General features: G+C 45.6%; 18 protein-coding genes. 16 read left to right on the forward strand and 2 right to left on the reverse strand.

The features are described from left to right. Positions 1 to 10 precede the first annotated feature (10 nt). From purM to purD, 4 genes are read left to right on the forward strand one after another with little or no spacing between them, the layout of a single operon-like run. Entirely contained in the window at positions 11 to 1,021 is a 1,011-nt protein-coding gene (purM, locus tag ACTWPX_RS07870) for a phosphoribosylformylglycinamidine cyclo-ligase (RefSeq protein WP_443119247.1), read from the forward strand. Beyond that, positions 1,018 to 1,596 (forward strand): phosphoribosylglycinamide formyltransferase, encoded by a 579-nt coding sequence (gene purN, locus ACTWPX_RS07875; protein WP_443119248.1) that lies wholly within the window; start codon positions 1,018 to 1,020, stop codon positions 1,594 to 1,596. The genes purM and purN overlap by 4 nt, the downstream gene beginning before the upstream one ends. Further along, complete coding sequence (gene purH, locus ACTWPX_RS07880) at positions 1,593 to 3,125, forward strand: bifunctional phosphoribosylaminoimidazolecarboxamide formyltransferase/IMP cyclohydrolase (protein ID WP_443119249.1); 1,533 nt, start codon at positions 1,593 to 1,595, stop codon at positions 3,123 to 3,125. The genes purN and purH overlap by 4 nt, the downstream gene beginning before the upstream one ends. 17 nt (positions 3,126 to 3,142) lie before the next feature. Continuing rightward, positions 3,143 to 4,423: a phosphoribosylamine--glycine ligase gene (purD, locus tag ACTWPX_RS07885; protein ID WP_443119250.1), complete on the forward strand. Its 1,281-nt coding sequence runs from the start codon at positions 3,143 to 3,145 to the stop codon at positions 4,421 to 4,423. Here purD and ACTWPX_RS07890 read toward each other — a convergent pair. Together ACTWPX_RS07890 and ACTWPX_RS07895 are read right to left on the reverse strand one after the other, a co-directional pair. Continuing rightward, the gene (locus ACTWPX_RS07890; RefSeq protein WP_443119251.1) at positions 4,385 to 4,501 is read right to left on the reverse strand and encodes an EYxxD motif small membrane protein; all 117 of its coding nucleotides are present in this window, start codon (positions 4,499 to 4,501) and stop codon (positions 4,385 to 4,387) included. The genes purD and ACTWPX_RS07890 overlap by 39 nt on opposite strands. 80 nt (positions 4,502 to 4,581) lie before the next feature. After that, positions 4,582 to 4,839 carry a YgaP family membrane protein gene (locus ACTWPX_RS07895; RefSeq protein WP_128524422.1) on the reverse strand — a complete coding sequence of 86 codons (258 nt, stop codon included), beginning with the start codon at positions 4,837 to 4,839 and terminating at the stop codon, positions 4,582 to 4,584. A gap of 73 nt (positions 4,840 to 4,912) precedes the next feature. Here ACTWPX_RS07895 and ACTWPX_RS07900 point away from each other — a divergent pair, with 73 nt between their 5' ends. From ACTWPX_RS07900 to gatC, 12 genes are all read left to right on the forward strand, one after another. Next, positions 4,913 to 6,658, forward strand: a complete 1,746-nt coding sequence (locus ACTWPX_RS07900; protein WP_443119252.1) for an adenine deaminase C-terminal domain-containing protein — start codon at positions 4,913 to 4,915, stop codon at positions 6,656 to 6,658. A gap of 38 nt (positions 6,659 to 6,696) precedes the next feature. After that, complete coding sequence (locus ACTWPX_RS07905; protein ID WP_443119253.1) at positions 6,697 to 7,770, forward strand: DUF3048 domain-containing protein; 1,074 nt, start codon at positions 6,697 to 6,699, stop codon at positions 7,768 to 7,770. A gap of 14 nt (positions 7,771 to 7,784) precedes the next feature. Next, the gene (locus ACTWPX_RS07910; RefSeq protein WP_128524419.1) at positions 7,785 to 8,087 is read left to right on the forward strand and encodes a YerC/YecD family TrpR-related protein; all 303 of its coding nucleotides are present in this window, start codon (positions 7,785 to 7,787) and stop codon (positions 8,085 to 8,087) included. A 210-nt stretch (positions 8,088 to 8,297) separates the two neighbouring features. After that, positions 8,298 to 8,885 carry a YitT family protein gene (locus ACTWPX_RS07915; protein WP_443119515.1) on the forward strand — a complete coding sequence of 196 codons (588 nt, stop codon included), beginning with the start codon at positions 8,298 to 8,300 and terminating at the stop codon, positions 8,883 to 8,885. Between the two features lie 558 nt (positions 8,886 to 9,443). Beyond that, entirely contained in the window at positions 9,444 to 10,154 is a 711-nt protein-coding gene (locus tag ACTWPX_RS07920) for a heptaprenylglyceryl phosphate synthase (RefSeq protein ID WP_443119254.1), read from the forward strand. Beyond that, a complete protein-coding gene (gene pcrA, locus ACTWPX_RS07925; protein WP_443119255.1) occupies positions 10,151 to 12,385 on the forward strand; it encodes a DNA helicase PcrA in 2,235 nt (744 codons plus the stop codon). Before ACTWPX_RS07920 ends, pcrA begins: the two co-directional genes overlap by 4 nt. 14 nt (positions 12,386 to 12,399) lie before the next feature. Next, positions 12,400 to 14,400, forward strand: a complete 2,001-nt coding sequence (ligA, locus tag ACTWPX_RS07930; protein ID WP_443119256.1) for an NAD-dependent DNA ligase LigA — start codon at positions 12,400 to 12,402, stop codon at positions 14,398 to 14,400. Between the two features lie 314 nt (positions 14,401 to 14,714). Then, on the forward strand, positions 14,715 to 15,884 hold the full coding sequence (locus ACTWPX_RS07935; protein ID WP_443119257.1) for a CamS family sex pheromone protein: 1,170 nt from the start codon (positions 14,715 to 14,717) through the stop codon (positions 15,882 to 15,884). A gap of 295 nt (positions 15,885 to 16,179) precedes the next feature. Continuing rightward, positions 16,180 to 17,730 carry an L-glutamate gamma-semialdehyde dehydrogenase gene (gene pruA / locus ACTWPX_RS07940; RefSeq protein ID WP_443119258.1) on the forward strand — a complete coding sequence of 517 codons (1,551 nt, stop codon included), beginning with the start codon at positions 16,180 to 16,182 and terminating at the stop codon, positions 17,728 to 17,730. A 358-nt stretch (positions 17,731 to 18,088) separates the two neighbouring features. Next, the gene (locus tag ACTWPX_RS07945) at positions 18,089 to 18,214 is read left to right on the forward strand and encodes a hypothetical protein (RefSeq protein WP_277750309.1); all 126 of its coding nucleotides are present in this window, start codon (positions 18,089 to 18,091) and stop codon (positions 18,212 to 18,214) included. A gap of 6 nt (positions 18,215 to 18,220) precedes the next feature. Further along, a complete protein-coding gene (gene putP / locus ACTWPX_RS07950; RefSeq protein ID WP_443119259.1) occupies positions 18,221 to 19,732 on the forward strand; it encodes a sodium/proline symporter PutP in 1,512 nt (503 codons plus the stop codon). A gap of 266 nt (positions 19,733 to 19,998) precedes the next feature. Then, complete coding sequence (gatC, locus tag ACTWPX_RS07955) at positions 19,999 to 20,289, forward strand: Asp-tRNA(Asn)/Glu-tRNA(Gln) amidotransferase subunit GatC (RefSeq protein ID WP_443119260.1); 291 nt, start codon at positions 19,999 to 20,001, stop codon at positions 20,287 to 20,289. Positions 20,290 to 20,297 lie beyond the last annotated feature (8 nt).

Raw genomic sequence — 20,297 nt, forward strand, 5'->3', positions numbered from 1 at the left:
GGGGAGAAAGATGAGCCAATCCTATAAACAAGCAGGGGTCGATGTCGAAGCTGGTTATGAAGCCGTAGAGCGCATGAAAAAACATGTCGGCCGCACGATGCGCAAAGAAGTACTAGGCGGACTCGGTTCTTTTGCCGGCTTGTTCGATATCAGCGGAATGAGTTATGAGCATCCCGTCCTTGTGACAGGCACGGATGGGGTCGGCACGAAGCTCAAACTCGCATTCGAAATGGATCGACACGATACCATCGGTGTAGATGTGGTGGCCATGTGTGTGAACGATATCGTTGCTCAAGGGGCTGATCCCCTTTTATTCTTGGACTATATCGCTTGTGGAAAGAATGAACCTGCCCGCATCGAACAAATCGTCAAAGGTATCGCAGACGGCTGTGAACAGTCTGGCGCTGCGCTTGTAGGTGGTGAGACAGCGGAAATGCCTGGCATGTACGAGCTCGATGAATATGACCTTGCTGGGTTTGTCGTCGGAATGGCAGACAAAGGGAAATTGATTACAGGGGAATCGATATCTGAAGGGGATGTGCTTATCGGACTTCCATCCTCTGGCATTCATTCGAATGGTTTTTCCCTTGTAAGACGAATTGTTGAGGAGCATGGACTGTCCCTTATGGAAACTTACCCTGGCTTTGATCGTCCGCTTGGTGAAGTGATGCTCACACCGACGGTTATCTACGCTGAAGCAGTTCAAGCTTTGAAAGCAGCTTTGGATGTGAAAGGTCTAGCTCATATTACAGGCGGGGGTTTTTATGAAAACATTCCACGAGCCTTACCAGATGGATTAGGGGCAGAAATCGATCACACCAGCTGGCGAGTGCCTACTGTTTTCCGTTTTTTGCAGGAAAAAGGACAGCTGTCTGAAGAGGAGATGTTCGGTGTCTTCAACATGGGAATCGGTATGGTCGCCGTGGTAGCAGAAACGGATGTTGAACGCGCACTTGAAGCTTATGGGGAAGCGGTTGTCATCGGTCGTGTTACAGGGGAAGAAGGAGTGCAGTGGACATGATCAGACTTGCTGTATTCGCTTCTGGAACCGGGTCGAACTTTGACGCCATCATGCATGCTATTGAAGAAGGAGAACTTGAAGCAAGGGTAACTCTCCTTGTGTGTGACCGCATTGGTGCTCCAGTCATTGAAAAGGCGCAAAGCTATGAAATCGATACGGTTGTTTACAATCCGAAAGTATTCGAAAACAAGGCTGCCTATGAAACGGCATTGTTGGCAGATTGTCATGAGCGAGACATCGATTACATCATTTTAGCCGGTTTTATGCGCCTGATCGGTCCAACACTTTTACAGGCTTACGAAGAAAGAATCGTCAATATTCATCCATCATTACTCCCGGCTTTTCCAGGAAAAGACGCCATAGGGCAAGCGTTGGAGAAAAAAGTGAAAGTGACCGGGGTGACTGTCCATTTGGTTGACGATGGTATGGACACAGGACCGATTATTGCCCAAGAAGCTGTTGCTATAGAAGAACAAGATACATCAGAAAAAGTGAAACAGAAAATTCAAGCGGTCGAGCACCGCCTCTATCCACAAGTGATCCAGTCATTATTCACCAAGGAGGAATCCGTATGAAAAAGCGTGCTTTACTAAGCGTTTCCAATAAACAAGGACTGATTGATTTTGCTGAACAATTACACGAACTAGATTATGAACTCGTTTCCACAGGTGGGACGAAACGCGCGATAGAAGAAGCTGGGATTCCTGTTCTATCGATTTCTGAGGTGACCGACTTTCCTGAAATCATGGACGGACGTGTTAAAACGCTTCATCCATCTGTGCACGGCGGTTTGCTGGCAAAGCGTGGCAATGAGGATCATATGAAGCAGCTTGATGAACTTGATATCCAAACAATCGACCTTGTAGCGGTCAACTTGTATCCGTTCAAAGAAACGATTGCGAAAGAAGGCGTCACTGAAGCTGAAGCGATTGAGAACATCGATATCGGCGGTCCGACGATGCTTCGGGCCGCAGCCAAAAGCTTTGAAGACGTTACGGTGGTCGTCGCCCCTTCTGATTATGGAGAAGTCATCACTGCCCTTCGTTCCGGGGGATTGGCTTATGAATCGCGCCGTAAGCTTTCGGCAAAGGTTTTTCGTCACACGGCAAATTACGATGCGATGATCGCGGGGTATTTTTCTGACCTTACAGAAGAAGCTTATCCAGAAACCTACTCTGTAACCTATGAAAAAGTCCAATCCTTACGTTATGGCGAGAACCCGCATCAGACGGCTTCTTTTTACAAGAAGGCGAATACGGAAGGTACATCATTGGCTGATGCAGAACAGTTGAACGGCAAAGAGCTTTCATATAACAACATCCAGGATGCAAACGCAGCTCTCGAAGTTGTCCTTGAGTTCAACCAACCGGCAGCTGTAGCAGTCAAGCATATGAATCCTTGTGGTGTCGGAGTTGGGGACAGCTTGTACGATGCCTATGTAAAAGCATACGAAGGCGATCCGGTATCGATCTTCGGAGGGATTGTCGCGTTGAACAAGGAAGTGGATGCAGATACGGCGGCAAAATTGAAAGAGATCTTCCTTGAAATCATCATTGCACCTTCCTTCAGCCAGGAAGCACTCGATTTACTGACGACGAAGAAAAACTTGCGCCTGTTGAAAGTCGATTTGAAAAAATCCGATCGTCCAGCCCACAAGTTGACGACTGTGAATGGTGGACTGCTTGTCCAGGATACTGATGAAGGTTCTTTGGATAGTGTGGAGCTTGAAGTAGCAACAGAACGTGAACCATCCGAGCAGGAGCTTGAAGACATGAAGCTTGGCTGGAAAGTGGTGAAGCATGTGAAATCGAATGCGATTGTCGTGGCTAAAGGCGACCGAACGCTCGGTGTGGGAGCAGGACAGATGAACCGTGTAGGCGCAGCGAAAATCGCGTTTGAACAAGCTGGTGAAAATGCAGTAGGAAGCATCATGGCTTCTGATGCCTTTTTCCCAATGCCAGATACTGTTGAAGCAGCTGCTGAAGCTGGTGTTACAGCCATTATTCAGCCGGGCGGATCGAAGCGTGACCAGGACTCGGTTGACGCCTGTAACAAACACGGGATTACAATGGTCTTTACGAGAATGCGTCACTTTAAACACTAAAGAAGGGGTGGACGTTAATGAATGTCATGGTGATTGGACGTGGCGGTCGCGAGCATAGTCTTGTCCATAAGTTTTCGGAAAGTGAGCAGGTAGAACAGGTTTTTGTGGTGCCCGGTAACCCTGGGATGCAGGATGTAGCGGAATGTGTGGCGATTGATGAAGACGACCATGATAAACTGATAGCCTTTGCTATCCATAACGAAGTCGGATTGACGATTGTCGGTCCGGAAGTCCCTTTATTGGAAGGTGTCGTCGATCGGTTCATTGCCAATGATTTGAAAGTGTTCGGTCCGACACAAGCGGCCGCTCTTATAGAAGGCAGCAAGCATTTTGCTAAGCGAATCATGGAAAAGCATAAGATCCCTACAGCAGAGTACCAGGCTTTTTCTGATGTGACAGCTGCGAAGCACTATATCGAACAAAAAGGAGCTCCCATCGTCATAAAAGCCGACGGTCTGGCTGCTGGAAAAGGGGTCGTGGTAGCGGAAACTCTTTCTGAAGCATTGCAAGCTGCAGAAGACATGCTTGAAAACGGCCAGTTCGGTGAAGCGAGCCGGGAAATCGTTGTCGAGGAGTTTTTGACAGGGGAAGAGTTCTCGTTGATGGCGTTTGTAAATGGAGCGAATGTTTACCCCATGATTTCTGCTAAAGATCATAAGCGTGCTTTCGATGGAGATCAAGGCCCGAACACAGGTGGTATGGGGGCGTTTGCTCCTGTCCCGGATTTGGGAGAAACGTCTTACACAAGTGCGGTAGAGTCGGTCATCCAGCCGGTAGCGCATGCACTGGTCGAAGAAGGTCGCTCGTTTACCGGTATTTTGTATGCAGGGCTGATTGAAACGAAAGAAGGTCCGAAAGTCATTGAGTTCAATGCGCGTTTTGGCGATCCCGAGACACAGGTCGTACTTCCTTTGCTGGAGAATGATCTTGTGCAAGTGATAGCGGACGTCATGAATGGTGTGGATCCTCAATTAGTGTGGTCAGAGGAATCTTGTGCAGGTGTGGTCGTCGCTTCGAACGGATATCCGGGGGGATATGAGAAAGGGCGGCCATTGCCGGAAATTAAAGTGGAACAGGAAACGTTCATTGTTCATGCAGGCACGGCACTTGTCGAGGGAGTCTATGTATCCAGTGGCGGGCGTGTCCTTTTAGCAGGAAGCAAAGGGATGGACTTGGCCCATGCCCTGGATCGTGCTTATGATTCACTGCGTGTATTCGATGGGAACGACGACTTTTTCTATCGTCGTGATATCGGTCGTTCATCGGTTTCTTCGTCTTCTGGCACCAACGTAAAATAAAGCGGCGATTGAACCGATGATCGTGACAATAACGAAACCTGCGTCTGTGAAATATTCCATGAATTCCATTGATTTCATCCTTTATAGGGAGCGGGGAGTGTGTTCCCCGCTCTGTTTTTATGTTGACCGAATGGCTCTGGTGGGATAGCCCCGAGAACTTACATTTGTGTTTTCTGAAAGTTCTGCTGCCAGCCTTCTTCTTTCCCATCTGTCTCCTCAGTCATTTCTTCAAATGCTGCTGTAAGCGGACAGTAGCGTACGATTCCTTCCGCAACTTTCATTGCTGCTATGACAATCATCATCGGATGGACTGATGCATCCTTTCTGCGGGCACTGCGTATCGTTAAAAAAGTCAACATGCTGAGTCCGGCGGTGATGCGGACCATACTGTTGATGATTCCGATATTCTGCTTCATATTACTTCCTCCTTAGCAGTTGAATTGATCCTGTGTTACGATAGAACATAATGAAATCAGGGAGGGACGCTCCATGAATGAGACTCGCTTTCGTTGGCGGAACCGGCAGTTGAGAGAACACGCGGCTGTCATCGGCGGTTCAAGTGCGCCGACAAAGCTGATTAAAAACACTACTTATTTGAATGTTTATTTGAAACAATGGATGACTGGCCACATATGGCTATATGAAGACCGCATCATTTATACGGGCAAAGAGCTTCCTTCCAATACAGATGGTACAGAAATCATTGAAGGTAAGGACAGCTATATCGTTCCAGGCTACATAGAGCCCCACGCCCATCCATTTCAGTTATATAATCCCCAGAGCTTAGCTGAATATGCAGCAGAAACCGGTACGACCACTTTGATCAATGATAATTTAATGTGGCTTTTTTTAACAAAAAAGGAGAAAGCGTTTTCTTTGTTGGAAGAATTCATGAATTTACCTGCGACCATGTATTGGTGGGCACGTTTTGACTCGCAATCTGCCTTGCGTGATGAGGACAAAGAAGCATTCGACGTCCAGATTCCGGATTGGATTGAGCATGACGCGGTCATCCAGGGGGGCGAACTGACGGCCTGGCCGGATGTCCTTCACGGTGGTGACGAACAAATTCTTCATTGGATGCAGGAAACGAAGCGCTCACGGAAGCCTCTTGAAGCTCATTTGCCGGGAGCTTCTAAAAAAACGCTCGTTAAAATGCGGCTGCTGGGTATGGACTCAGAACACGAATCTATGACCGCAGATGATGTAATCAACCGTTTGGAAATCGGCTATCAGACAGGGTTGCGATATTCTTCGATTCGCCCGGATCTGCCTGAGATCTTACAAGGGCTCCAGGAAAAAGGGCACACGCACTATGACCATTTAATGTACACAACAGATGGATCCACGCCTGGATTCTATCGTGAAGGACTGATCAATCAATGTGTGAAAATTGCGATAGATGCTGGCGTTCCGGAAATTGACGCTTATATGATGGCCACTTATCACCCTGCGCGTCACTTTGGCATTGAGAACCGTGTTGGCAGTTTGAATGCAGGGCGTGTGGCGCATCTCAATTTTCTGCGGGATCCGAAAGATCCTACTCCCCACTCTGTAATCGGGAAAGGCGAATGGGTGAAGCGAGAGGATAAGTCGTTGCAAGAAGAAACTCTGATTGAATGGGAGAAAAATGGCATAGAACCACTTGACCTCGATTGGGAAGTAAGTGATGAGGATATGCAATTTTCCATGCCGATTGGGATGGAAATGGTGAACGACGTCATTATGAGACCTTATGCGATTGACATCGACGCTTCGGCAGAACGTCTGTCTAATGAGACGCATGAAGCGTTCTTGATGCTGATGGACCGTGAAGGCGAATGGATGGTCAATACCCTGATTAAAGGATTTACTCATTCACTAGGTGCGCTTGTCAGTTCTTATAGCAACACAGGAGATTTAATACTAATCGGAAAATCCCGTTCTGATATGAAAAAAGCATTCAAACGTATGAATGAAATCGGTGGTGGGATCGTACTTGTCAATGAGGGGGAAATTTTATTCGAACTTCCATTGCCGTTAGGAGGGGTCATGTCCGAATTGCCGCTGAACGAATTGATTGTTGAGGAAAATCGTCTGAAAGAGTGCTTGAATGAACATGGTTCTTCATTTACTGATCCGGTGTACACCCTGCTTTTCTTATCATCCATGCATTTGCCTTATATCCGGATTACACCACTTGGAATCATGGACGTGAAGAAGAAAGAGGTACTCTTTCCTTCAATAATGCGTTAAAATAGAAACGGGAATATTGAGCAAAAGGAAGTGCTGGGATGAGAAAGCTAACGTTCTTCACCTTGATTGTACTGTTGTTGCTTGCAGCTTGTAATAAAGAAGCAGGGGCGAACCAGTCTTCTGAAGAACCAAAGAAATCAGCAACCGAAGAAAAAGAGAAACCGGTTGAAAAAGAAGAAAAAGTGTCAGTCGAACCAAACGATGCGGAATCAACTCATAAAGATGTTTTCCCATTGACGGGGGAACCAGCGGATGGACCCATAGACACGCCTATTGTGTCCGTCATGGTCAATAACCAGACAAAAGCCAGGCCACAATCCGGACTGAGCCAGGCTGATCTCGTCTATGAAGTGTTGGCAGAAGGGCAAATCACGCGGTTTTTGGCTTTGTTCCAAAGTGAGATTCCTGATACAATTGGACCAGTAAGAAGCGCACGTCCGTATTATTTTGAACTTGCGGATGGCCATGATGCACTTTATGTCTACCATGGTGCGTCGACAGCGATCAATCAGCAAGTCGCAAACAGTGGAGTGCGGTATTTGAACGGAGCGATTTACGATAACAACGGTTGGTTGTTCCAGCGTTCATCGGACCGGGCAGCGCCCCACAACTCCTATCTTTTAACAGATGGAATTGATCGGGCAGTTGATCGCAAGAGTTATGAAACGACTCTGAACCATAAAGATCTGCCATTTAAAGAGGGCACCCAGCTTGATGGGAACCCTGTAGATGATGTAACAATCGCTTACTCGAATAGTACTGAAGTCAGTTATTCTTATGATGAAGAAAATGGACAGTTTCTGCGCTCGAGTGACGGGGAACCGACTATTGATCGCACTAACAACGAAAGAATTGCCGTTGAAAATATCTTTGTCATTAAAACCGATCATCAGATCATTGACAACGTCGGTCGCCGCGATATCGATCTTACCTCAGGCGGAGACGCTTACCTTTTACAAAAAGGGCAGTTGAAAGAAGTCCAATGGAAAAACATTGACGGACAATTACTGCCATTTGAGGATGGCGAACCGCTATCCTTCACCCCAGGTCATACTTGGGTGAACATCATTCCGAAAAACGCGACTGTACAAACCTCAAACCGTTCTAATTAAAGGAGGGAATCTGGATGCAAATCGACAAACTACGCGGAAAAACACTTGATCAATTGTTTGAATCAATCTTATCCTTGCAAAATGTTGAAGAATGCTACGAATTTTTCGATGACTTAGCGACGATGAATGAAGTGCAGTCCCTGGCCCAGCGTCTTGAAGTAGCACGCATGCTTAGAGATGGCTTCACCTATCATAAAATCGAAACCGAAACAGGTGCATCGACTGCGACGATTTCCCGTGTAAAACGTTGCTTGAACTACGGAAACGATGCTTATACGAAAGCGCTCGATCGTGTACATGAAAAAAGAACCGAATAGACCGAATCCGACTGCCGCAGAAAATGTGAGCAGTCTTTTTTTGTGCTCAGGAATATTGAAATATCTGTAAGTACATACCGCTATGTTCCCCGGGGGGGGTTAGGATATTGGAGGTTTAGCTGATATACGGCTCGCCCTCGCCCTTCCTTCTATTTAAAAAAGGACGAGCATAGGATAGAACAATGGAAGGGGAGCCGACAGATGATAACAATGGTAAAAAAAGGTGTTATGATTGTAATCGGAAGCTTGATCCTTTCTTTAGGCATCAACTTTTTTCTCATCCCGGACCACGTGTTGGATGGCGGAATCATTGGACTCGGGATGATTATGAATTACATATGGGGGTTGAAGGTGGGGCTGACCATTATCTGTTTCAGCATACCGATCTTTGCGCTCGCGTGGTTTTTTTATAGGGATTATTTTTACAATAGTTTACACGGGTTACTGGTTTCCTCCTTTACGATCGATGTGTTGCAAGGACTGAGGGCGTATCATCTGCCGCTTGATCCAGCAATCAGTTCAATTCTGGGCGGGGCCCTTGTCGGTGGAGGGATCGGGCTGATGCTCCGTCATCAGACGAGCACCGGTGGGACAGACTTGCTGGCCCAAATGATCGCCGATTGGTGGAAGGTGAATGTCGGCTTTGTCATTCTTGCAATTGATGCGCTGATCATTGGAGCGAGCGGATACCTTTTTTCATTAGAAACGCTGCTGTTGTCAGCAATGACGATTTTAAGTGTCGGCCTGGTGACGATGACGTTCACATCCACAAGGCTGCTGCCGGAGCTTCCCTCTTAAAATCTTTGCTACTGAAGAACTGCAACTTCCTGAGTTATGCATCAAAGAAAAAGCTGAGTAGGACGATTTTATTGTTCCACGGCTTCTTTATTTCGATGAGACATTCGGGCTCTTACTCCTCCATGAGCTTGAGTATTCTTTTTATATTGACGGTGAATATTGCCACCAGCTCTTGTACACGCAGAGTGATTTTCTTTTATAAATCAAAAAAGATTACTCTTTTTAGTTGGGCCTCGTTGATTCCACGATGAGCGTTCGGTGGTGACGCCTGCGGGAACTGCGCGAGCCGAAGATCCACTTGGTCAAGTGATCTTCTTGACCAAGTTAGCTGAGGCCGTGCCCGCGGCAAGCATCCACCGAAGCGATTCGTGAGAAGCAACAACAAACTTTAACGGCTCCTCTAGAGGGAAAAGGGTTTTTCAGTGGCCGCTCCTGGTGGGGAGGGCTTTTTTTGTTGTTGTAAAAACTTAACCTTTTTTCTCACTCTGAACCACTCAACCCGAGACGGAAAGTTTGCTATAATGAGTGAATGGAAAACTGTTGTTTTGGAGGACGGAAATGTACAATATAAATGAGTGGGATCATGTGTTCAAGCTTGATCCGAACAAAACGATCACAGACCGGGACCTCCAGGCTGTCTGTACCTCAGGGACGGATGCAATCATCATCGGAGGGACGGATGGCGTTACCTTTGAGAATGTGACGGACTTGCAAGAGCGAGTACAGCGATATGATCTTCCTTGTGTGCTTGAAGTTTCGGATCTCGAAGCGATTGCGCCGGGTTTCGATAAGTATTTCATTCCGCTTGTGCTCAACAGTTCGTACAAAAGGTGGTTGCTTGATGTCCAACATCAGGCGGTCAAGGAATATGGAGATCTCATTGATTGGGACGACATGGTGACAGAAGGGTATTGTGTGCTCAATCCAGAAGCTAAGGTTTTTAAAAAAACGGACTGTACACTTCCTGATAAACAAGATGTTCAGGCATATGCGCAGATGGCGGAGCATGTTTTCCGTTTACCCGTTTTTTATATGGAATACAGCGGTATGTATGGCGATCCTGAACGGGTCAAAGAAATTGCAAGTGAATTAAAACATACGAAACTTGTTTACGGTGGGGGCATCCGGTCAAGAGAACAGGCACAGGAAATGAGTGCTTATGCGGATGTAATCGTCGTAGGTAATGTGATTTATGATAATCTAGAGGTTGCTCTTCAAACGGTAGAAGCAGTCAAATCAACAAAGATGAAGGATGGTGGACCCTCATGACACAGGCATTGAACGCTTTGATTCAAGGCTTGAACGAAGAACAACGCAACGCGGTTACCCACACGGAAGGACCGCTTTTGATCATGGCCGGTGCCGGAAGTGGAAAGACACGTGTCTTGACGCACCGCATCGCCTACTTACTTAGTGAAAAAGATATAGCACCACGAAATATATTAGCGATCACTTTTACAAATAAAGCGGCGCGTGAAATGAAAGAGCGTGTCGAATCCCTTGTCGGAAAAGAAGGCGAGAAAATCTGGATGTCGACTTTCCACTCGATGTGTGTGCGGATTTTACGTCGCGATATCGACCGTATCGGGTACGATCGTAATTTTTCCATTTTAGATTCGAGCGATCAATTGTCAGTCATTAAACAAGTTTTGAAAGATATCAACCTGGATCCGAAAAAATGGGACCCCCGTGCCATGCTTGGCGCAATCAGTAATTCGAAAAACGAACTGATGACAGCGGAAGATTATGCAAAGGATGCAGGCAACATGCATGAGGAACAAATCGCAGAAATTTATAAAGGGTACCAGAAAAAGCTGCGTAAAAACCAGTCTCTCGATTTTGATGATTTGATTATGCAGACACTGCGCTTATTCGATGAAGTACCGGAAGTGCTTGAATCCTATCAGCGCCGCTTCCAGTATATCCACGTAGATGAGTATCAGGATACGAACCATGCGCAGTATCAGTTGGTCAAGCATTTGGCGAGCCGCTATCAGAATTTGTGTGTAGTCGGTGATTCTGACCAGTCGATATATGCCTGGCGCGGGGCGGATATTCAAAACATCCTCAATTTTGAGAATGACTATCCTAAAGCCCGGACAATTCTCCTTGAGCGCAATTACCGCTCAACTGAATTGATCCTGAATGCAGCGAATAATGTGATCGATAATAATAGTGGTCGTAAACCGAAACACCTGTGGACAGATAATAAAGGTGGAGAAAAGATCCATTATCACCAAGCAGGTACAGAGCGTGAAGAAGCTCTTTTTGTCACTGATAAAATTGAAGACATGGTGCGGCAGGGGAAATTCCGCTACCAGGATGCCTCGATTTTGTACCGGACGAATGCACAATCACGTACGATAGAGGAGACGTTCGTCAAAGCAGGGATCCCCTATCAAATGGTCGGCGGTACGAAGTTCTATGATCGTAAGGAAATCAAAGATCTGCTTGCATACCTCCGGTTGATTTCGAATCCGAACGATGACCTGAGTTTTCAGCGTGTCGTCAATGAACCGAAACGCGGTGTCGGTAAAACAAGCATGGACAAAATGATGGCATATGCAGCTGACCACGATATTTCCTTATATGAAGCAGCAGCAGAGGTCGATTTTGTCGGCGTAAGTGCTAAGGCGGCTAAAGCGATTATGAGCTTTAGAAAGATGATTCAAAACTGGACGCAGCAGCAAGAATTTTTATCAGCGACGGACATGGTTCAGGATGTGATCGATAAGACAGGCTATGAAGAGATGCTGCTCAATGAAAAAAGCATTGAAGCGCAAAGCCGTCTTGAGAACATTGAAGAATTTAAATCAGTAACGAAGAATTTTGAAGAAAATGCAGAAGATAAAACACTGATCGCTTTCTTGACGGATCTTGCTTTGATTGCGGATATCGATTCTATGAATGATGATCCGGATAGTGACGATACAGTTACCTTGATGACACTGCACTCAGCGAAGGGACTTGAGTTCCCTGTCGTTTTCTTGATTGGTATGGAGGAGAATGTATTTCCTCACAGCCGTGCATTGATGGAAGAAGAAGAGATGGAAGAAGAGCGTCGTCTAGCTTATGTCGGCATCACCCGTGCCGAAAAAGAGCTGTTCATTTCGCATGCGAAAATGCGTACATTATACGGCCGCACGAATATGAACCCGATCAGTCGCTTCATCAACGAGATTCCAGAGGATCTAGTTGAAGGCAAAGAAGAAAAAGAAGATCTGCCATTTTTCAATAAAAAACCTGAACGTACGCCTTTTGGTGCGAAGCCTCAAGCGGCACCGAAAAAGCGTGCAGCTAAGAAACCAGAGAATAGTTCAACTGGTGGAGAAAAAATCGGTTGGCAGCCTGGGGATAAAGCGAAACACAAGAAGTGGGGCGAAGGGACTGTCGTCAAAGTGCAAGGGGAAGGAGACGGGATGGAGCTTGATATAGCCTTCCCGGCACCGACCGGCATCAAACGATTGCTCGCTCGTTTTGCTCCGATTACGAAAGTGTAAGGAAGTGGATGGATATGAATGCAAAGGAAGCCCAGCAAAAAATCGAAGCTTTAAAACAATCATTAGAACAATACAGCTATGAATATCACACCTTAGACGCACCAACTGTACCGGATGCCGTCTATGACCAGAAATTGCGCGAATTGATTGAGCTTGAAGAGGAGTTTCCTGACTTGCAGACACCAGACTCACCTTCACAGCGGGTCGGAGGCAAGCCTCTTGATGCTTTTGTCAAAGTGCAGCACGACATTCCGATGTTGAGCCTTGGCAATGCCTTTGACGACCAGGAGCTGCGTGATTTCGATCGTCGTGTAAAAAATGGTACAGATACTGAAGTCAGTTATGTTTGTGAATTGAAAATTGATGGTCTCGCTGTCTCATTGAAATATGAAGATGGGGTGTTTGTTCGTGGTGCGACCCGCGGGGATGGTACGACAGGGGAAGATATTACGAAAAATCTACGCACAATCCGCAACATCCCGCTTCGTTTGGAGGAACCAGTGACGCTTGAAGTGCGTGGCGAGGCATATATGCCGAAAAAATCGTTCATCGGTTTGAACGAAGTGAAGGAATCAAACGGTGAGGAGCCTTTTGCTAATCCTCGTAATGCTGCTGCGGGATCTTTAAGACAGCTGGACCCGAAAATCGCAGCGAAGCGGAACCTGGATATATTCCTTTATGGCATCGGCGTGTGGGAAAATGATTCCTCGGATTCTCATAGTCAACGACTAGAAAAAATGAAGGATCTCGGTCTCAAAACAAATCCGGAATGGAAAAAGTGTAACGATATCGAAGCAGTGATCGACTATGTTCATAGCTGGGTCGAACGCCGTGCTGATCTTGACTATGAAATCGACGGCATTGTCATTAAAGTCGATAATCTCAACCAGCAGGAAACGCTCGGTTTCACAGCAAAAAGCCCGCGATGGGCGACGGCATACAAATTCCCTGCGGAAGAAGCGGTAACGAAGTTGAATGAGATTGAATTGAGTGTCGGACGTACCGGCGCGGTCACCCCAACAGCAGTACTTGCTCCGGTCAAAGTAGCCGGAACCACTGTACAGCGTGCCTCGTTGCATAATGAAGATTTGATCAAGGAAAAAGACATCCGCATCGGCGACACGGTCGTCATAAAAAAAGCGGGTGATATCATTCCGGAGGTTGTGCGCGTATTGACTGAACAGCGGACAGGCGACGAAGAACCTTACCGCATGCCGGAAACATGTCCGGAATGCGAGAGTGAACTTGTCCGTTTGGATGAAGAAGTGGCGCTGCGCTGCATCAATCCGAACTGTCCTGCCCAGCTCCGCGAAGGATTGATCCATTTTGTATCAAGAAACGCGATGGATATCGAAGGGCTCGGCGAAAAAGTTATCGCACAGCTTTTTCAGGAGTCATTGATCCACAATATTGCCGACTTGTACAAGTTGGACCGCGAAGAGTTGCTACAGCTTGAACGTATGGGTGAAAAATCAGTGGAGAACCTGCTGAAGGCTATAGAGGTGTCGAAAGAGAAATCGCTTGAACGCCTTTTATTCGGACTTGGCGTCCGCTATGTCGGCTCAAAAGCAGCCAGTACACTCGCTCAACATTTTGAGTATATGGACGCACTCATGGAAGCAGATGCTGAAGCGCTTGAACAGATCCCTGAGATCGGCAGCAAAATGGCAGAATCGATCGCCAGCTATTTTGATAAACCTCAAGTCACCCAGTTATTGGAAGAACTCAAAGAACTTGGCCTTAATATGGAATATAAAGGTGCGAAGAAAAGCGACCAGCCGGACGATTCTCCATTCATGGATAAAACGATCGTCCTTACTGGCAAAATGGAGAATTACAACCGCTCAGAAGTGAAGAAGATCGTCGAGGATCTTGGCGGCAATGTGACAGGTAGTGTAAGTAAGAAGACAGACCTCTTGATCGCAGGAGAGGATGCCGGTTCAAAATATACGAAAGCAAGTGATTTAGGGATTGAAATATGGGATGAAGAGGAGTTCAGGAAAGCTGTATTATAAGCGTTCTTGAATGTAAGTTATTTGAAGTCCAGCTGTAGCGCCTTTCCTCTTCAATAGAAAGGCGCTGGTGCTTTTAATCATTGGCTCTGTTATATCATTCTGTTGATATTCCCGCGACTTATCATGTAAGGTTCTCTTCCTTTTGACTAAGTGAAGGGGGAGGGGAATACATAGATATACAATCCTTTAACAGAGACAGTAGAACGGAGTAGACATTAATGGAAGAATATGATGGCCTGATTAAGTATCAGCATCATTCGATTAATGCATCAACATTAGTTATAACGGAGTCTGATAATTAGGGAGTGGAAAGCATGAGGAAGTTGCACGCATTGATCATTATAAGTTCTGTGCTCATCGTAAGCGCGTGTACGCCCGTTTTTGACAATAGAGAAGAAGTCATTCAGGAGACGAAAGACGAAACGAACAACCAATCGGCCATTGTCCCGAACTATAGTATTTCTGACGAAAATTACCGGATGATCTTGACGGAAAGCAGCCCGAAAGTTTCGAGTGCCCGTGGAGTGACAACGAACCAGATGGGCAACCGAATGGATATCGATGAATTCGAAAGTGGTCTACGCCGTCATTCTAAAGAGCATTTCAGCCCGGAGAAGTATTTTTTTCAACCTGGACAGTATCTCGGCCATGAAACTTTGATGGAATGGTTGGGCCGGGGAGAGCCTGAAGAAGATGATAAAGAGAAAGATACAGAAGGCGGATTGAACCCTGCACTAGACGAAAATGAAGCATCCGAAGAAGACTTCCGGGAGCATCCGCGTTTTATTTCCAATATCGTCGAGCAGAACTATTTAGTGAAAAAAGATGAAAACGTGGTGGAATTAGAAGGCGTCACCATCGGCATTTCATTGCGGACCGTCTATAATTTCACCGTTGAGGGCCGTAATTATTCAGAAGACCATTCCACTGAGGAACTGTTGCAAAAAGGAAAAGAATACGCCGATGAAATCTTGAAGCGTATCCGCAAGCGTGAAGAACTGAAGGATGTCCCTGTCGTCTTTGCTCTATATGAAGAGGAAGAGGCGAGCTCAAAAGTACCAGGAAAATTCTTGAGCAAAGCCTACGCTGAAGGATCTGATACGGCTTTGAATGGATGGGACGCCATCAATGAGGAACACATACTTTTCCCATCTGATGAAGCAGAAGAAAAACATTTTGATGACTCACAGATTTTCTCTGATTTTCGTAAAGAAGTCTCCGATTATTTTCCTAATTTCGTGGGGATGATCGGCAATGGTTTCTATGTAAATGATGAATTACAGCATGTCTCGATCGAGATCCCGATCCAATTCCAATCTGAGTCAGAAGTTGTCGGTTTTACTCAATATGTATACAGTCTTGTCAACGAGATGTTTTCTGAACATTATGGAGTCCAAGTGAAAATCCATAACATGGACGAACCGGAAAGCTTGATTGTAAGAAAGCCTGGTGAACAAGAACCGTTTGTACATGTCTATGAATGATGATAATGAGCCGCACGGTGAAGGAATCCGTGCGGCTTTCATTTATCTGAATCCTGCATTGAATATAGCGTGAAGATAAATGAGGCGTATTCCAACTTTTTTCGACATAAAATAGAGTAAAACAGCTTATAAATGAGATGATTGTGATAAACCACTATATTTGCTTATATTTAGATGGTAATGGTTTGAACTCCTTTAGTAGTTACGATAGAATATATATGGAAACGCTTAATGTGGTAATTTTCTAAAAATTACATAGCGTCACCCCATTTACTTTCAAGGAGGCGGTTTAAGTATGGTAGTGCCGTACAAACATGAACCATTTACTGATTTTACTGTGGAAGAAAATCGGAAGGCTTTGGAATCTGCGCTTAAGCAGGTCGAAGCGGACCTTGGAAAAGATTATCCCCTGATTATCGGTGGGGAGCGGATCATGACGGATGACAAGATAGAAGTCGTCAATCCAGCGAACAAAAAAGAGGTTATTGGCCGCGTTTCAAAAGCGAATCAGGACCTTGCGGAAAAAGCACATCAGATTGCAGATGAAACGTTTGATTCGTGGCGCAAGACGAAAGCGCAGTTTCGTGCCGATATCTTGTTCCGATCAGCAGCTATTGTACGCCGCAGGAAGCATGAGTTTACCGCCCATTTAGTGAAAGAAGGAGGTAAGCCCTGGAAAGAAGCGGATGCGGATACCGCAGAAGCGATTGATTTCTTGGAGTATTATGGGCGTCAAATGCTTGAAATAGATAAAGGGGTCGAGATCAATTCTCGTCCTATTGAAAACAACCGTTTCCACTACATCCCGTTAGGCGTAGGCGTAGTCATTTCACCATGGAACTTTTTGTTTGCCATTATGTGTGGAACTACGGTCGCGGCAATGGTTACTGGGAATACAGTTCTTTTGAAGCCGGCGAGTTCCACCCCAATTATCGCGTATAAGATGATGGAGGTTCTAGAAGAAGCGGGTCTTCCGAATGGGGTCATCAATTATATACCAGGAAGCGGGAAGGAAGTGGGCGATTATTTAGTCGATCACCCGCGGACACGTTTTGTAAGCTTCACTGGTTCCCGTGCAGTCGGAACGCGCATTTTCGAACGTGCAGCAAAAGTCCAGGACGGTCAGCAATGGCTTAAGCGGACGATTATCGAAATGGGCGGGAAGGACACCATCGTCGTCGATAACGATTCAGACCTTGAACTAGCGGCAGATGCCATCACGTATTCAGCCTTCGGTTTTTCAGGGCAGAAATGTTCAGCCTGTTCCCGTGTGGTAGCCCATGCAGATGTTTATGACGAACTTCTCGATCGTGTTGTCCAAAAGACGAGAGAACAGGTCAACTACGGAGATCCCAAGGACAACAGCAACTATATGGGACCGGTCATCGATCAGGGTGCTTATAATAAAATTATGGATTATATCGATATTGGTAAACAGGAAGGGAAGTTAATGGCAGGTGGTAAAGGAGACGATAGTAAAGGCTGGTTCATTGCTCCAACTGTTTTTGCTGATCTTCAGCCAGATGCACGAATTATGCAGGAGGAGATCTTTGGTCCAGTCGTCGGCTTTACAAAAGCAAAGTCGTTTGATGAGGCGATCGAAATTGCTAATAATACGGAATATGGCCTGACAGGTGCGGTCATTTCAAACAATCGGGACCATATTGAAAAAGCACGCGAAGACTTCCATGTAGGGAATTTGTATTTCAATCGTGGATGTACAGCAGCAATCGTCGGCTATCATCCATTCGGTGGCTTCAATATGTCCGGCACAGATTCAAAAGCCGGTGGTCCGGATTATTTAATCCACCACATGCAAGGAAAAACAACATCAGAGATGTTATGAAATTCCACCAAAACCCTTTTTTCCTCTATTGAGGAAAAAAGGGTTTTTTATCAAAAACAGAACATACTAACTATGTCAGGAAAAGGGGAAATTTCCCCATTTTTAACTGATGACAAAAAAAATCAAATTAAATTTTGTGAATGTTTATCATAAAAATGTCACATATACGTATTTTCATACAATATTCGAGCATAAATATTCAATTACTCTAATATCACGCAATTTTTGCAATGTTCTTACAAAAGTATTATGATATAGTGGTACCTGTATTTGGATTTTTTAAGTCTTTGTGACTTAAGAACCATGCGTCGGTACGATTGCATAGAATTGTATATACCAATACTTGGGAGGTGACAGTGTGTTTGAACTCGCTACCGCAACAACAGCATCCATCGGAGGTGCAACCTGGTTCTGGTTGTTCGTCCCGATGCCGATTTTAATCATTCTATCTATCATTACACTATTCACTGAGAGGAGCGAATAACAGAAAATGAGTACTGCTACGTTAATAACGTTTATAATTTATTTAATCGGTATGTTAGGAATTGGTTTCGCTGCATACCGTCTGACAAGTGATTTATCTGATTATGTATTAGGTGGTCGTCGTTTAGGTCCAGGAGTAGCCGCATTATCCGCTGGTGCATCTGACATGAGTGGCTGGTTACTATTAGGCTTGCCCGGTGCGATTTATGCAGGTGGTTTATCCGGAGCATGGATCGGTGTTGGCCTTGCTATCGGTGCATACTTAAACTGGCAGTTCGTCGCACGCCGCTTGCGTGTGTTCACAGAAATTGCAAATGATTCGATTACTGTTCCGGACTATCTAGAAAACCGTTTCCGTGATCATTCCCACGTATTACGTGTCATCTCTGCAGCTGTTATCCTATTATTCTTTACCTTCTACACCTCTTCCGGTATGGTCGCTGGTGCGAAGCTGTTCGAAGCTTCCTTTGCTTTAAGCTACACGCAAGCGCTTTGGCTTGGTGCTATTGTAACTATTTCTTACACATTCCTAGGTGGTTTCCTAGCGGTAAGTTGGACAGACTTCGTTCAAGGTATCCTGATGTTCTTCGCTTTGATCGCAGTGCCAATCGTAGCTATATCTGAATTGGGTGGTTGGAATGAAGCGACAAACGCTGTAGCTCAAATCGATCCATCCTACTTGAATATGGTTCAAGGTGTTGGTGCGTTAGCTATCATCTCATCTCTTGCATGGGGTCTTGGTTACTTCGGTCAGCCGCACATCCTTGTACGTTTCATGGCACTTCGTTCGGCTAAAGATGTTCCGAAAGCCCGTCTTATTGGTGTTGGCTGGATGGTTCTAGGTCTTTATGGTGCTATTTTTACAGGTCTCTTCGGTCTTGCTTATATCAACACAGCAGACGTTGCGGATCTCTCTTCCTTTAATGCTGAAGTCATAACAGAAGGCGGCATTCAAATGCTAGCTGACTCTGAGAAAATTTTCATTACATTCTCTCAGATCCTGTTCCACCCAGTCATTGCTGGTATCTTGCTGGCAGCTATCCTATCTGCCATCATGAGTACAATTGACTCTCAATTGCTTGTATCTTCTTCTGCACTGGCAGAGGACTTCTATAAAGCGATTTTCCGTAAGAACGCTTCTGAAAAAGAATTGGTATGGGTCGGCCGTTTCGCCGTTGCTGCGATCGCTTTGATCGCCGTGCTTCTAGCGGGTAACCCGGATAATACTGTTCTTGGACTTGTATCTTACGCTTGGGCAGGATTCGGTGCCGCATTCGGTCCGATCATCATCTTGTCCCTATTCTGGAAAGGCATTACACGTAATGGTGCACTTGCCGGTATTATCGTCGGTGCCGTAACCGTTGTGGTTTGGGCCGATATGTTAAGTGGCGGTATCTTCGATCTTTACGAAATCGTTCCTGGATTCCTATTGAATACCATTGTAGCGATTGTCGTTAGTAAGATGGGTACACCACCTAAAGAAATCGTCGAAGAATTTGATAAAGCAGCTAGATCTTAATAGCTTTGGATAAGGGGATCCCCGGTCAATGACCGGGGATTTTTCCGTCCTCCTGGTTTGTTTGCTCCAACACTGGAATGCCTCTTGAGCAGAGAAGTTTAATTGAATATGTACGAATCCCTTTTATCAAATGAGACAACCTTCGCATTGTAAGACAGGGCCAACCTGATATGTTAAAATAGTAAAGGTGTGCAACGTACGTTGAAATTACATTCTGAAGTTTGGTATGATCATATATTATGTGAGATCGAAATGGAGGTCGCATTATGTCCAGAATCAGTAAAGATGAAGTGAAGCACGTCGCGAATCTTGCGCGTCTTGCGATTACGGAAGAAGAAGCAAAAACATTCACGAAGCAGTTGGATGATATTATCACCTATGCAGAGCAGTTGAATGAACTAGATACTACAGGTGTGGAACCAACGACACACGTCCTTGATTTGAAAAATGTAATGCGTAAGGACGAGCCGAAGAAGTGGATCACGCAGGAAGATGCACTTAAAAATGCACCAGATCAAAAGGATGGGCAGTTCAAAGTGCCATCCGTATTGGAATAAGGAGGTTC

The sequence above is a fragment of the Halobacillus sp. H74 genome, assembly GCF_052246715.1.
GTDB lineage: Bacteria > Bacillota > Bacilli > Bacillales > Halobacillaceae > Halobacillus > Halobacillus litoralis_A.

Coding starts and splice junctions, on each gene's coding strand:
- pcrA (WP_443119255.1), top strand. CDS start 10,151: ATGACACAGGCATTGAACGCTTTGATTCAAGGCTTGAACGAAGAACAA.
- ACTWPX_RS07910 (WP_128524419.1), top strand. CDS start 7,785: ATGCAAATCGACAAACTACGCGGAAAAACACTTGATCAATTGTTTGAA.
- purH (WP_443119249.1), top strand. CDS start 1,593: ATGAAAAAGCGTGCTTTACTAAGCGTTTCCAATAAACAAGGACTGATT.
- purN (WP_443119248.1), top strand. CDS start 1,018: ATGATCAGACTTGCTGTATTCGCTTCTGGAACCGGGTCGAACTTTGAC.
- gatC (WP_443119260.1), top strand. CDS start 19,999: ATGTCCAGAATCAGTAAAGATGAAGTGAAGCACGTCGCGAATCTTGCG.
- ACTWPX_RS07915 (WP_443119515.1), top strand. CDS start 8,298: ATGGTAAAAAAAGGTGTTATGATTGTAATCGGAAGCTTGATCCTTTCT.
- ACTWPX_RS07890 (WP_443119251.1), bottom strand. CDS start 4,501: ATGAAATCAATGGAATTCATGGAATATTTCACAGACGCAGGTTTCGTT.
- ACTWPX_RS07895 (WP_128524422.1), bottom strand. CDS start 4,839: ATGAAGCAGAATATCGGAATCATCAACAGTATGGTCCGCATCACCGCC.
- putP (WP_443119259.1), top strand. CDS start 18,221: ATGAGTACTGCTACGTTAATAACGTTTATAATTTATTTAATCGGTATG.
- ACTWPX_RS07935 (WP_443119257.1), top strand. CDS start 14,715: ATGAGGAAGTTGCACGCATTGATCATTATAAGTTCTGTGCTCATCGTA.
- pruA (WP_443119258.1), top strand. CDS start 16,180: ATGGTAGTGCCGTACAAACATGAACCATTTACTGATTTTACTGTGGAA.
- ACTWPX_RS07900 (WP_443119252.1), top strand. CDS start 4,913: ATGAATGAGACTCGCTTTCGTTGGCGGAACCGGCAGTTGAGAGAACAC.
- ligA (WP_443119256.1), top strand. CDS start 12,400: ATGAATGCAAAGGAAGCCCAGCAAAAAATCGAAGCTTTAAAACAATCA.
- purD (WP_443119250.1), top strand. CDS start 3,143: ATGAATGTCATGGTGATTGGACGTGGCGGTCGCGAGCATAGTCTTGTC.
- ACTWPX_RS07905 (WP_443119253.1), top strand. CDS start 6,697: ATGAGAAAGCTAACGTTCTTCACCTTGATTGTACTGTTGTTGCTTGCA.
- ACTWPX_RS07920 (WP_443119254.1), top strand. CDS start 9,444: ATGTACAATATAAATGAGTGGGATCATGTGTTCAAGCTTGATCCGAAC.
- purM (WP_443119247.1), top strand. CDS start 11: ATGAGCCAATCCTATAAACAAGCAGGGGTCGATGTCGAAGCTGGTTAT.